This is a genomic window from Marinobacter sp. (genome assembly GCF_041690455.1).
GTDB lineage: Bacteria > Pseudomonadota > Gammaproteobacteria > Pseudomonadales > Oleiphilaceae > Marinobacter.
In genome coordinates this window covers 14,673-27,668 of record NZ_JAWLHI010000056.1, presented here as the reverse complement: position 1 = coordinate 27,668, position 12,996 = coordinate 14,673, and the positions used below count along the sequence as shown (strand labels likewise).

General features: G+C 60.6%; 10 protein-coding genes. 8 read left to right on the top strand and 2 right to left on the bottom strand.

Annotation, left to right across the window (positions count from 1 at the left end):
• The first annotated feature begins 277 nt into the window (after positions 1 to 277).
• The 7 genes from ACESMW_RS13805 to ACESMW_RS13775 are packed head-to-tail and all read left to right on the top strand — an operon-like array spanning position 278 to position 9,413.
• Positions 278 to 1,318 (top strand): rod shape-determining protein, encoded by a 1,041-nt coding sequence (locus ACESMW_RS13805; protein ID WP_372987600.1) that lies wholly within the window; start codon positions 278 to 280, stop codon positions 1,316 to 1,318.
• A 29-nt stretch (positions 1,319 to 1,347) separates the two neighbouring features.
• Positions 1,348 to 2,214 (top strand): rod shape-determining protein MreC, encoded by an 867-nt coding sequence (gene mreC, locus ACESMW_RS13800; RefSeq protein ID WP_372987599.1) that lies wholly within the window; start codon positions 1,348 to 1,350, stop codon positions 2,212 to 2,214.
• Positions 2,214 to 2,693, top strand: coding sequence for a rod shape-determining protein MreD (gene mreD / locus ACESMW_RS13795; protein WP_372987597.1), 480 nt, complete (start codon positions 2,214 to 2,216; stop codon positions 2,691 to 2,693). The genes mreC and mreD overlap by 1 nt, the downstream gene beginning before the upstream one ends.
• Before the next feature lie 2 nt (positions 2,694 to 2,695).
• The gene (locus ACESMW_RS13790; RefSeq protein ID WP_372987596.1) at positions 2,696 to 3,298 is read left to right on the top strand and encodes a Maf family protein; all 603 of its coding nucleotides are present in this window, start codon (positions 2,696 to 2,698) and stop codon (positions 3,296 to 3,298) included.
• Positions 3,295 to 4,776 (top strand): ribonuclease G, encoded by a 1,482-nt coding sequence (rng, locus tag ACESMW_RS13785; protein ID WP_372987595.1) that lies wholly within the window; start codon positions 3,295 to 3,297, stop codon positions 4,774 to 4,776. The genes ACESMW_RS13790 and rng overlap by 4 nt, the downstream gene beginning before the upstream one ends.
• Before the next feature lie 39 nt (positions 4,777 to 4,815).
• Complete coding sequence (locus ACESMW_RS13780; protein WP_372987594.1) at positions 4,816 to 8,550, top strand: YhdP family protein; 3,735 nt, start codon at positions 4,816 to 4,818, stop codon at positions 8,548 to 8,550.
• Between the two features lie 20 nt (positions 8,551 to 8,570).
• Positions 8,571 to 9,413: a carbon-nitrogen hydrolase family protein gene (locus ACESMW_RS13775; protein WP_372987593.1), complete on the top strand. Its 843-nt coding sequence runs from the start codon at positions 8,571 to 8,573 to the stop codon at positions 9,411 to 9,413.
• A 219-nt stretch (positions 9,414 to 9,632) separates the two neighbouring features.
• Here the strand turns inward: ACESMW_RS13775 and yjgA are convergent, their stop codons facing one another.
• Positions 9,633 to 10,154, bottom strand: coding sequence for a ribosome biogenesis factor YjgA (yjgA, locus tag ACESMW_RS13770; RefSeq protein ID WP_372987592.1), 522 nt, complete (start codon positions 10,152 to 10,154; stop codon positions 9,633 to 9,635).
• Between the two features lie 118 nt (positions 10,155 to 10,272).
• Positions 10,273 to 11,634 (bottom strand): magnesium transporter, encoded by a 1,362-nt coding sequence (gene mgtE / locus ACESMW_RS13765; RefSeq protein WP_372987591.1) that lies wholly within the window; start codon positions 11,632 to 11,634, stop codon positions 10,273 to 10,275.
• A gap of 163 nt (positions 11,635 to 11,797) precedes the next feature.
• On the opposite strand from mgtE, the gene ACESMW_RS13760 reads away from it, so the two are divergent.
• Positions 11,798 to 12,868 (top strand): RNA-guided endonuclease InsQ/TnpB family protein, encoded by a 1,071-nt coding sequence (locus ACESMW_RS13760; RefSeq protein ID WP_372987590.1) that lies wholly within the window; start codon positions 11,798 to 11,800, stop codon positions 12,866 to 12,868.
• The last annotated feature ends 128 nt before the right edge of the window (positions 12,869 to 12,996 follow it).

Sequence of the window (12,996 nt, the reverse complement as noted above, 5' to 3'; positions counted from 1 at the left end):
CCCGAAACAAGCGCACATGGACGTGCTCGTAGCGTGTTTTGGGAAGCCCTGCCCCAAGCGCCCATGCACCGAAGCCTGAATACCTGCAACCAAGTCAAAAGAGTAAGCCCGATATGGTAACAGATTCGAACAATCGCGGGAGGCCCTGAATAATGTAGAAAATGTGACAATGGTAAGGCCGAGGGCCCCGATGGCGCCTTGCCTGAGTAGGTGCTCACTGCTAAAGTTGCCGCATTCTTTTCGCAACCGCAACTCTCAGGTTGAAACTACACGAATGTTGATCAAAAGACTCCGAGGCATTTTCTCCAGCGACCTGTCCATCGACCTGGGCACCGCCAACACCCTTATATATGTGCGAGAGCGGGGTATCGTCCTGAACGAGCCATCCGTGGTTGCCATCCGCACGAGTGGTTCCCAGAAAATGGTCGCCGCCGTCGGTGCCGAAGCCAAGCGTATGCTCGGCCGGACTCCGGGCAACATCACCGCCATCCGTCCCATGAAGGATGGTGTGATTGCCGACTTCGTCGTCACCGAAAAAATGCTCCAGCACTTCATCCACAAAGTGCACGAGAACAGCTTCATCACCCCGAGCCCGCGCGTGCTCGTGTGTGTGCCCAGCAAATCCACCCAGGTGGAGCGCAAGGCCATCCGCGAATCCGCACTCGGCGCCGGCGCCCGGGAAGTGTTCCTGATCGAAGAGCCCATGGCCGCCGCCATCGGTGCCGGCCTGCCGGTCGAGGAAGCCAGTGGTTCCATGATCGTCGACATCGGCGGTGGTACTACCGAGATTGCCATCATCTCCCTGAACGGCATCGTCTATGCCGAATCCGTGCGGGTCGGTGGGGACAAGTTCGACGAAGCCATCGTCACTTACGTGCGTCGCAACTACGGCAGCCTCATCGGTGACTCCACCGCCGAGCGCATCAAGCACGAAATTGGCTGCGCCTACGAAGGCCTGGAAGTCCGCGAGATTGACGTGCGCGGCCGCAACCTGGCCGAAGGCGTTCCCCGGGCCTTCACCCTGAACAGCGAAGAGATCCTCGACGCGTTGCAGGAATCCCTGGCCCAGATCGTCCAGACCGTCAAGAGCGCCCTGGAACAGTCGCCGCCCGAACTGGCCTCCGATATCGCCGAGCGCGGCATCGTGCTGACCGGTGGTGGTGCCCTGCTGCGTGGCCTGGACAAGCTCATCAGTGAAGAGACCGGTCTGCCGGTGATCATCGCCGAAGACCCGCTGACCTGCGTCGCCCGTGGTGGCGGTAAGGCACTGGAAGTCATTGATCGCGGTGGCATCGGAATGTTCTCCCAGGAGGGCTAAGCCCGTGGGGAGGACTGGCCATTAAAACCATCTTTGTCCAGGGCCCCGTCCCGGGGTTCAGACTTTTCCTGATCTTACTGGTATCGGCAGCGTTAATCGTTGCCGATGCTCGTTTTGACAAGCTCTCACCGGTGCGCAGTACCATTGCCACCGGTCTTGCCCCCGTGTACTGGCTGGGCAACGCCCCCTACGAATTCAGCGACTGGTTTTCCGGTCTTTTCGTGTCTAAAGAAGATCTCCAGCAGGAGAACGAAGATCTTCGCGCCCGCTTGCTCATCCTTGAGCGTCGTGCCCTCAAGTACGCAGCCCTGGCCTCCGAGAATAACGAGCTGCGCCGGCTGATGAATTCCTCGGAAGTGCTGGACGACCGCGTCATTGTCGGCGAAGTGGTGGGAGTGTCACCCGATCCCTTTTCCCATGAAGTCATCATCAACAAGGGCCTGAGTGATGGCGTCAGCCCGGGCCAGGCGATCCTCGATGCCCACGGTTTGATGGGGCAGGTGGTGCAGGCGAGCCAGATCACCTCCAGGGTCTTACTGGTCTCTGATAGCAGCCATGCCGTGCCGGTGGAAGTGGTCCGCAACGGCCTGCGCGCAGTCCTGCTGGGTACCGGCGATCCCGATGCGCTGGAACTGGTGCACGTACCGGACACCGCCGATATCCGCGAGGGCGATCTGCTGGTCAGTTCCGGCCTCGGTGGCCGCTTCCCCCGGGGCTATCCGGTGGCCGAGGTGTCCCGGATCACCAAGGAGCCGGGCGAGCCCTTCGTTTCCATCCAGGCGACACCCAAGGCGGAGCTGAACCAGAGTCGCCTGGTGCTGGCGGTGTTCCCGCCGGAAACCGCCGATCCGGAAGAAACCGCGGGTCAGACGACAGAATCCGGGGAGGACAGCTGATGTTGTCAGTAATCAGTTATCCGGTCTTTGTGCTTTCGGTGCTGCTGTCGCTGGTGCTGAGTATCTCCCTGTTCCCGGTAGGCTGGTTCGAATTCCGGCCCGAGTGGCTGGGCCTGGTGGTGTTCTACTGGACTTTCCGGGCACCGGCCCAATTCGGCATTCTGCTGGCCTGGTTCCTCGGGTTGCTGCTGGATGTGCTGGAGGCGACGCCCCTGGGCGTGAATGCCATGGCGATGGGCCTGATTGCCTTCCTGGTGCTGACCATTCATCAGCGCCTGCGTATGTACCCGATGCCCCAGCAATGTCTGATGGTGTTCCTGCTGCTGGGCATCAACCAGATGCTGGTGCATTTCATCAAGCAACTACTCGGGGCCGAAGGCGATACCGGGTTCGGTTACCTCTGGCCAGCTGCTACCAGCGCCTTGATCTGGCCGGTGGTCTGCGTACTCCTTGATAACATCAACCGGAAACTGGGCTAGCGATGGCGCATCTGATTCTTGCCTCCGCCTCACCGCGCCGGGCAGAACTGCTGAAGCAGATCGGACTGGCGTTCACCACCCGGCCGGCGGACGTGGATGAAACCCCGGAGCCGGCGGAGTCGGCAGAAGCCTACGTCGAGCGCCTGGCCCGGGAAAAAGCCCTTGCGGTCGCCACGCAGCACCCGGAGGCACTGGTGATTGGTTCCGATACCTCGGTGGTTCTCAATGGTGAGATTCTGGGTAAGCCGGTAAACCGGACCGATGCCTGTGCCACCCTGGCGCGGCTTTCGGGTGAGGTTCACCAGGTGATGACCGCGGTGGCGCTGGCACACCGTGGGCAGTGCCGGTCCTGCCTGGTGGTGACTGATGTGGAGTTTCGCCAACTTGGCGGGGACGAGATCAACGCCTATGTTGCAAGTGGCGAGCCCATGGACAAGGCGGGAAGTTATGGAATTCAGGGGCTTGGTGGTATTTTTGTGAAGGAACTCAGGGGAAGTTACAGCGCTGTGGTCGGACTGCCGTTGCAGCAGACCGCCGAACTTCTGGCCCAGGCCGGCTTCCCGGTATGGACGAACTGGCCAAGCAGTCTGGAGAGCCAAGAATGAGTGAAGAAATCCTGATCAACGTCACGCCGGTGGAAACCCGGGTCGCCCTGGTGGAAAACGGCATGTTGCAGGAGGCCTACATCGAGCGCACCAGCCGCAAGGGCATCGTGGGCAACATCTACAAGGGTAAGGTTGTCCGCGTACTGCCGGGCATGGAGGCCGCGTTCGTCGATATTGGCCTGGAACGCGCCGCCTTTATCCACGCCTCGGATGTGATCACCGACCAGTCAGGGGCTGACGACTTGACTGAGGGCTCCAAAACCGTCCCGGACATCCGAACCCTGCTGCGGGAAGGCCAGTCCCTGGTGGTGCAGGTGACCAAGGATCCTATTGGTACCAAGGGCGCCCGCCTCACCACCCAGTTGTCGATTCCGTCCCGGTACCTGGTGTTCATGCCCGGCGTGAGTCATATCGGTATCTCCCAGCGCATCGAGGACGACAACGAGCGGGAGCGTCTCAAGACCCTGCTCGAGGAGGCGTCCGCAGAAAGCACCGATGTGAAGGGCGGCTACATCATCCGGACCGCCGCCGAGGCAGCCCCGGCCGAGGACCTGATCGGCGACATGAAATACCTGCATCGGCTCAGCCAGTCCATCCAGGAGCGCATCGCCAAGGTGCAGGCACCGGCGGCGGTGTACCAGGATCTGCCACTGTTTATCCGCACCATCCGCGACCTGGTTCGGCCCCAGACCGAGAAGGTCCGGATCGACAGCCGGGAGAGCTACCAGCGGGTAATGGAGTTTGTCCAGGAATTCGTCACCGAATTCGCCGACATGGTGGAGTACTACCCCGGTGAGCGTCCGATTTTTGATCTGTACTCGGTGGAGGATGAGATCCAGAAGGCCCTGAGCCGGAAAGTTCAGCTGAAGTCGGGCGGTTACGTCATCATTGACCAGACCGAGGCGATGACCACCATCGACATCAACACCGGCGCCTTCGTGGGTCACCGGAACCTGGAAGAAACCATCTTCAAGACCAATCTGGAAGCGGCCCGGGCCATCAGCCGTCAGCTGCGGCTGCGCAACCTCGGCGGTATCATCATCATCGACTTCATCGATATGGAGGACTCCGAGCATCAGCGACAGGTCCACCGCATGCTGGAGAAAATGCTGGAGAGGGACCACGCCAAGACCAAGATCACCGGCGTATCGGAACTGGGTCTGGTGGAAATGACCCGCAAACGCACCACTGAGAGCCTGGGCCAGGTGCTGTGTGAACCCTGCCCGGTGTGTGATGGTCGCGGCTTCCTGAAAACCGCCGAGACCGTCTGTTACGAAATCTTCCGTGAAATCCTGCGGGTCAACCGGGCCTATGACGCTGAGAGTTACCTGGTGATGGCCTCCCAGAAGGTGGTGGACCGGTTGCTGGACGAAGAGTCTGACAACGTGGCCGATCTAGAGACCTTCATCGCCAAGACCATCCGTTTCCAGGTGGAGCCTTTCTACAGCCAGGAGCAGTACGATGTTGTGTTGCTCTGATGCCCGCGCAGGTTACCGGCCCGGGGAGTAACGGAATCCATGTCCTCAGCCGATCACGGGCCGCCATTGCCGGACCTGCCTCCCGAAAGCCGGCCGGTACGCCTCGCTGCAAGGCTGTCGAGCCTGGTGTGGTGGTCCCTGCTGGCGGTGCTTTTGCTGTTTGCGCTGTACGCGGGCATCGGCCGGCAACTGACCCAGAATATTGACAGTTTCCGGGACGACCTTGAACTCGAACTTTCGGCGCGCACCGGCAAGCAGGTGAAAGTCGGTGGCCTCGACGCCCGCTGGAATTGGCTGGACCCGACCTTACTGGCCCGGGATATCGACATCATCGAACCCGGGACCGGTGACTATGTGGTCCGCCTGCAACACCTCCGGATACGCCTCGATTTCCTTGCTTCCCTGTTCCGGTTCCGGGTGGTTTTAGAAGCCTTCGAAGCCGATGGCCTCGAGCTGACTCTCAACCAGACCCCGGAAGGCGAGGTGGGTGTCGAGGGTGCGGAACTGCCTGCGCCCGCCCGGCGCCAGTTCCAGGACTGGGTTGAGCTGGCAGGGCGCTGGTTGTCCGATCCTTACGTCAAACTCACCCGTGTCAATCTGGCGATCCGGGACAACCAGGGCCAGTTGCGGCATCTTGAGATCCCCCAGCTGGACCTGGTCTACCACCGTGGCCTGTTCCGGGCCTCCGGGCGCGCCATGCAGCCTGGCACCACCCAGCAGCTGGCGAGTTTCAGCCTGGTCGGACGACACTTCTTCCGTGGCGACTTTACTGGCCAGCTGTATCTGGATGTGGATTCCGGCCGGCTGTTCGATGGCCTGATCGATGAATATCAGTGGCGTACTCTGCGTGTCGAAGGCTTCGACCTGGGAGGGCAGCTGTGGTTGACCTTCCGGGATGGTCTGCTCCAGCAGGCAAGCGGCTCGGTACGGACGCCGTATCTGCAACTGGGTGTGGGCAGTGAATCCCTGGCGCCGATCAAGAACATCAGTGCCCGTTTCGGCTGGCGCCGGGCGGAAAACGGTGGTAACGATGTGGTTTCACGAGGTGAAATCCACCTGCAGCAACTGCAGTGGACCTGGAATGAGGTCACCGTCCCGCCGTTCAGTGTGCGGCTGATGCCCCGGGAGGATGGTGATGTCGAGGTGGTGGCGGATGCGCTGCCCCTGGGGCCCCTGCGTCGCTTGCTTGCGGTCCTGCCCCTGCTGCCGGAGCGGGCAGGTCGCGTGCTCCGTAACTATCGCCCCGAAGGCTATCTCGATCGGGTGCATCTGAGGCTGCCCGCCCGTGACCTCGCGGAATTCGAGCTTTCCGGCCTGCTTCGTGATATCCGGTTCCAGGCCCACGGCGGCGCTCCGGGCGTCTCAGGTTTGAGTGGACGGATTGCCCTGCGCCGCAATTCCGGCTCGGTGGAACTGGCGCCCGCCGGCGAGCCGGTCACCCTTGGCTTTCCCCGGCTGTTCCGCGGCGACTGGTCGTTCAGGGAAGTGCAGGGCACCGTCGCCTGGCTGCTGGATGGTCCCATCACCCGCGTGTATTCCGATAACATCCGGATGGACTATGGCGACAGTACCAGCCTGACCGGCGCCTTTGATCTGCGCATGGATCGTGAGGGTGAGGACAACCTGGGCCTGCGCATCGGCGTCAAGAACGGGCGAGCGGACATGCTGGCGGATTTCGTGCCGGCAAAGGTCGTGAACCCGGGCCTGTATGAATGGCTGACCACGGCGATCACCGAGGTGCGCATTACCGAGGGAGTCTACTATGGCCACGGTCAGATCGGCCGCGATGCGCCCCGGGGCTCGTTCGTGTCGTCCATGTGGTACACCTTCGAGGACGCGACCGTCCGCTACGACGAACGCTGGCCGGAAGTGACGTCCGCGCGGGGCAGGGTTGATATCCACAACGGCACCACGGACGTTCAGCTGGAGTCTGCCCGGACCGGTGGCCTGGAACTCCGCCCCAGCCGGGTCAAGGTGATCCCCGGCGATGGCACCCGGCTCTATGTGGATGCCGCCGCCCGTGTGCCTGGCGACGCCGTGCCGTTCTGGATGGCCAACAGCCCGCTGGGTGAGATGGCCGGCTCCGAGGCCCGGAGTCTGGAATACGGAGGCGACTACGCCCTGGACCTGGATCTCGAGCTGCCCCTGAGCGAGGGCGGAGAACCGGTGGTTCAGGCCCGTGTTCAGACTTCCAATGGCTCGGTACGTTATCCCGGCGCCAACCTGAGCTGGACCGAGCTCTCCGGCGATCTCACGTATCGTACCGTCGATGGTTTCTCCGGCGGCCCCATCCAGGCCCGGTTCTTTGGTGACCCGGTGGCGGTCAGCCTCGGTGTGGGCGCGGACGGACAGGGCCTTGTCATTCGCCAGGAGGGTCAGCTCACGGTGCCGGAAGTCTTCCGCCAGGCCGGCCTCGAGAGTGACAGCGGTTTCGGTCTCGATGGCACCCTGGATTATTCCGCCGCGTTGACGGTCGGGACCGACACCACGTCCGGTATCCGGGTACGTTCCAACCTCGAGGGGCTTGCCGTGGACTGGCCGGAACCATTGGCCAAGAGCGCCGAAGAACAGGCACCGTTAGAGGCCACTATCGATCCCGGGGCCGAAGAGGGGCTCCGGATCGCCGGCAGCTGGGAGAACCGGATGGGATTCGATTTCCTGTGGCATGACACCGGTTTCGACCTGACACTGGGCCACCTCTACCTGGGTTCGCATACCCTCAGGAATATCCGGATCAATGCCCTTGAACTGGAGGACCGCTGGGTCGTGAGCACCCGTTCCGAGCGGGCGGTGGGCCGGGTAGTGCTTCCGGACAGTGATGAGCCGGTCAAGGCCGATTTCGAGGTGCTCAGGCTGGTCCGCGACGATGAACAACGGGAAGCCCAGCCGGAGTTGCTGACCCTCGAAGAACAACTGGAAGCTTTCCGGGCGCTGGATATGGGCAGCTGGCCGGACATCGACGTCAGCATTGCCGATCTTCAGCTCAATGACGAGAGTCTGGGAACCTGGACTTTCCTGCTTCGTCCTGAGCCGTTTCAGCTCAAGGTCAATGACATCGAGGGTCGCCTGAACTCCCTGACCCTGCTGGGTGAAATGACCTGGAGCATTGCCGCTGACCGGGAAGTCAGCCGCTTTGCCGGTTCGATAACCGGCGGTGCGCTGACCGATCTCAACCAGTTATTCGGCACAGAAATTCCGCTGGAAAACCGGCAGACCAATATCGAGCTTGACCTGGACTGGCCCGGCCGGCCGGATGATTTCTCCATGCGGGAGGTCAGCGGAACGGTCAGCCTGCGGCTGGATGAAGGCATCATCCTGGAGCAGAACAACACCGCCCAGGTGTTCCGGATCTTCAACCTGCTGAACGCCGATACCCTATGGCGGCGGCTGAAACTGGATTTCTCGGATCTTTACGAGCGCGGCGTCGCGTTTGACGCCATTTCCGGCAAGGCCCGGATTACCAACGGTCTGGTGACCATGAATCCGGAACTGCAGATTGTCGGTCCCTCCGGCGCGTTCAAGCTCAGCGGCACCACGGACCTGTCCGAAGAAACCCTGGACATGCGACTGGTGGTGGTCCTGCCACTCACCCAGAATTTGCCGCTGGCGGCCCTGCTCATGGGGGCAGGGGCACCCATCGGCGGTGCGCTCTTCGTGCTGGACAAGGTTCTGGGCGACCCGTTGAGTAAACTTACCAGCGCCACCTATAGTGTTACCGGGACCTGGGATAATCCCGAGGTCGATCTTCGCCGGGTCTTTGACACCGGGGAATAGTGCGAGTGGAGAAGGACTTTATGACCACACAGACAAAACAGCGGGTAGCCGCGATCCAGATAGTGAGCACGAGGGATATTGAGGCAAATCTGCACGAAGCGGAGCGTTTGCTGGCGGAGGCAGCCCGGCAGGGCGCGAAAGTCGCGGTGTTGCCGGAGAACTTCGCGGTACTGTCCACTGCCGATATGATCGACTGCGGCCGCAACGAAGCTGGCGACAAACCGGTGATCCGGAATTTCCTGTCAGCCCGGGCCCGGAAACTCGGCATCTGGATTGTCGGTGGCTCCCTGCCGGTGGCGCAGCGACCGGACGGTACCGGCATCGAGGATCGGGTGCGAGCCACCTGCCTGGTGTATGACGATCAGGGGCAGGAAGTGGGCCGTTACGACAAGATCCATCTCTTTGACGCTAAAGTAGAGGATGCCCACGGCCAATACCGGGAATCGGACACCTTCGAGCCCGGGGAGCAGGTGGTGACCATCGATACGCCAGTGGGCAAGCTCGGAATGGCAATCTGCTACGACCTGCGTTTCCCGGAGCTGTTCCGCGCGCTCAGAGAACAGGGCGCCGAGTGGATCTGCCTGCCAAGCGCCTTCACCTGGCAGACGGGCGACGCCCACTGGCACGCCCTGATCCGCGCCCGGGCCATCGAGAACCAGGTCTGGGTCGTCGCCCCCGGCCAGGGCGGCCAGAACAGCGAACGCCGCCGCACCTACGGCCATACCCTGATCTGCGATCCCTGGGGCAAAATTACCGCGGAACGTGAAGAAGACGGCCCCGGCGTAATAACGGGAGAGCTGGACCTGGAGCGACTGAAGCAGGTGAGGGCAAACATGCCGGTGTGGGAGCACCGCCGACTCTGAACCCGGGCTTCGGGGACTGGTTTAACTCAGGGGTCTGATGAACTCGTTCATCTGACCCCATTTTGGCCTCTAACCCTGACCCCATGTTCAGGTCAAACTCCGGGATCGGAACTAGTTCATCTGACCCCATGTTCAAACCTAACTCCGAGCCCCACCTGAAAACGGGGTCAGAAGAAAGCGTTCTTCAGACCCCTGGGGGGGGATGACCCTAATTTCTCCCTATTCAACCTCGTCAATACACTCCCGCAAATACCGAAATAGCTTCTTCGCCTGCCCGGTATTCTTCTCCTTCTCTGCATCCCGCTTCGCATTCCGCGCGAGGTTGCGCAGGTGCTGGATATCCGCCGACGGGCAATAATCAATAAACTCCCCCACGGCCGAATCCCCCTCGGCCACCATCCGGTCGCGCCAGCGCTCGGCCAGGTGGTGGCGGCGGGTATGCTCGGCGCTGCCGGAATCAAAGGCATCCAGGCCGCGCTCGATGGCTTCCGGATCTTCCTCGTTGCGCATGACCTTGCCGATGTAATGCAGGTGCCGCCGGCGCGCCTCATTCTTGCGGATTCGCCGGGACTCGACGATGGCCGCCTTCAGGGTATCGCTGATGGGCAGGCTGTTGAGCTGCTCGTCACTCAGATCCAGCATGCGCTTGCCCACTTCCTGCAGGGCATGCATTTCCCGCTTGATCTGGGATTTGCTGGGACCGAGGTCTTCCTGGAATTCGTCGTCGTGTTGATCTGTCATAGTTGCTACCTAAAGCCTAAGTCGGGGTCTGAAGAAAGCCTTCTTCTGACCCCATATTCGCGCCCAACTCAGGGGTCTGATGAACGTGTTCATCTGACCCCATGTTCAGTTGCAACGCTCACGCATAAAAAATCGTCGCCAGCCCAAGAAACGCCATAAACCCCACCACATCCGTCACCGTAGTCAGGATCACACTCCCGGCCAGCGCCGGATCAATGTTCCGGGACTTGAGAAACAGCGGCAACATGGTGCCCACAAAGGCAGCCGCTACCAGGTTGATGACGAGAGCGGCGGCGATGATACCGCCGATCAGCAGATCCTGGAACCAGGCCGCCGCGGCTGTGGCCACCACCAGGGCCCAAAACAGGCCGTTCAGGGCACCCACAAAGAACTCGCGGTTCAGCAGCCATCGAACGTTCGCGCCGCTGATCTGGCCCACGGCCATGCCGCGGATGACCAGTGTAAGGGTCTGGCTGCCGGCAATGCCGCCCATGCTGGCGACGATGGGCATCAGCACCGCCAGGGCGACCACCTTGCTGATGGTGGCTTCGAACAAACCGATCACCCCCGAGGCGATAAAAGCGGTGACCAGGTTGATTCCCAGCCATACCGCCCGGCGGCGGGTGGTCTTCCAGACCGGGGCGAAGGTGTCTTCATCCTCGTCCAGACCGGCCATGCTCATCAGGGAGTGGTCGGCGTCTTCCCGGATAACGTCGACCACGTCATCGATGGTGATGCGCCCGAGCAGTCGGCCCTCCTCATTGACCACCGGCGCCGAGATCAGGTCGTAGCGCTCGAACAGGGTCGCTACCTTGGTGTCGGAAAGGGTCACGGGAATGGGATCAACTTCGGTGTCCATGACTTCACGCACGGTCGCCGCCGGGTTGGACACCAGGATCCGGGTAATGGGCAGCACCCCGATGAAATCGTCCCGCCGGCTGACCACGATCAGGCTGTCGGTCATCGGAGGCAGGTTGCGATGCCGTCGCAGGTAACGGAGCACAACGTCGATACTGATGTCCGGGCGCACCGTGATGGTGTCCGTGTTCATCAGACCGCCGGCGGTGTCCTCCGGGTAGGACAGCACTTCCTCGACCCGCAGCCGGTCCTGCTCGTCCATGGTATCCAGGACTTCCTGGATGACCGTGTCCGGCAATTGCTGCAGCAAGTCTGCAAGGTCGTCCGACTCGAAGTCCTCGATGATGTCCGCCAGTTCCTGGGCGTTCAGCTGGCTCAGGAAGTAGCTTCGGATGTCATCGCTGAGGTACTGGAGGACTTCACCCTCCAGGTCCTTCTCCACCAGGTTCCAGAGCAGGGCCCGCTGGCGGGGAGGGGAGGATTCCAGCAGGTGGGCGATATCACTGGGGCTCAGGCCGCCATTGAGGATGCGGGCAACCTGCTTGAGGGCACCACTATCCAGCGCCTCACTCAGTGAGCGCAAACGCTGCCTGGCCTGGCTTTTTTCCAGAATATCGGTCATGGATCACCTGCTTACAGAGAGCGCCTTCATAACTGATCGAGAAACATCCGCCCCATCATGCTGTTAGCAGCGCAACGAGCATACTCTACCACGTGAGTGAGGAGAGGGAGCGACGAAAGCCTACTCTTCCCTGAAACGCTGATCACCTGTTAATATATACAGTATGGTCAATCTCTTTACCAAAACCCTTAAAGTTCGGGTTCGCAGCAAGCATGCCAAGACATTGAAGCGTCAAGCAGCGGCGGTAAATCTTGTGTGGAATTATATTAATGAACTCAGCTGTCGGTCGATTCGCGAGCGGGGCGTATTCTTGTCAGCTTACGACATCCATCCGTATACCCAGGGTGTTGGAAAGTTAATTGGGCTCCATAGCCAGACGGTTCAACGAGTATCAGCTGAGTATGTTACCCGCCGTAAGCAATTCCGAAAACAGCGGCTGGCATGGAGAAAAACACACGGTGCGAGAAGATCTTTGGGGTGGATTCCGGTAAACAGCGGAGCAGCTAAGTGGAGGCATGGTCAAATCTATTTCAATGGCCAGCATTACAAGGTCTGGGACAGCTATGGGTTGTCAAAATACCGGTTCAAGACTGCTAGTTTCAGCGAAGACTCTCGTGGGCGTTGGTATTTCAACGTCGCCGTTGAGGTGCCGAAAGAATATAGCACTGGAACTGGTGCTGTAGGTATCGACCTAGGGTGCAAGGACGTAGCCACTTGTTCTGATGGTCAAAAACTGAATGGGCGCTGGTATCGCGCTATGGAAGAGAGGCTAGCGGCTGCTCAGCGTGCACGCAAAAAACAGAGAGTAAAGGCGATTCACGCTAAAATTGCCAACCGCCGCAAGAACGCTATGCACCAATTTTCGCGGCGTCTGGTTGACCAGAATGCTGCTATCGTCGTCGGTGATATCAATACAAAAGGACTGACCCGTACCCGACTGGCAAAGTCCATTCGGGACGCCGGTTGGGGGATGCTGAAAACCATGCTGGCCTATAAATGCGAGCACGCAGGTGTGGTTTTTGAGGAAATCGACGAAGCGTACACCACCCAGGTTTGCTCGTGCTGCGGAGCGATATCCGAAAGCAGTCCGAAAGGTAGGGCAGGCTTGCGAATAAGAGAATGGACGTGTAGTGAGTGTGGTGCCTCACACGACCGCGATGTGAACGCGGCACGAAACATTCTCGCGGTCGGGCATGGCCGTCTCGCAGGAGGAATCCCGAGCCAAAGCCTTTAAAGTTTGGTGGCGGGAGGATGCCAAAGCGGAGTTAGGCGTTACAGGTGAGTGAAAACGGGGTTAAATCCCCAGGGGTCTGAAGAACGCTTTCTTCTGACCCCATTTTCAAACAGTGCTCAGAGCGCGCG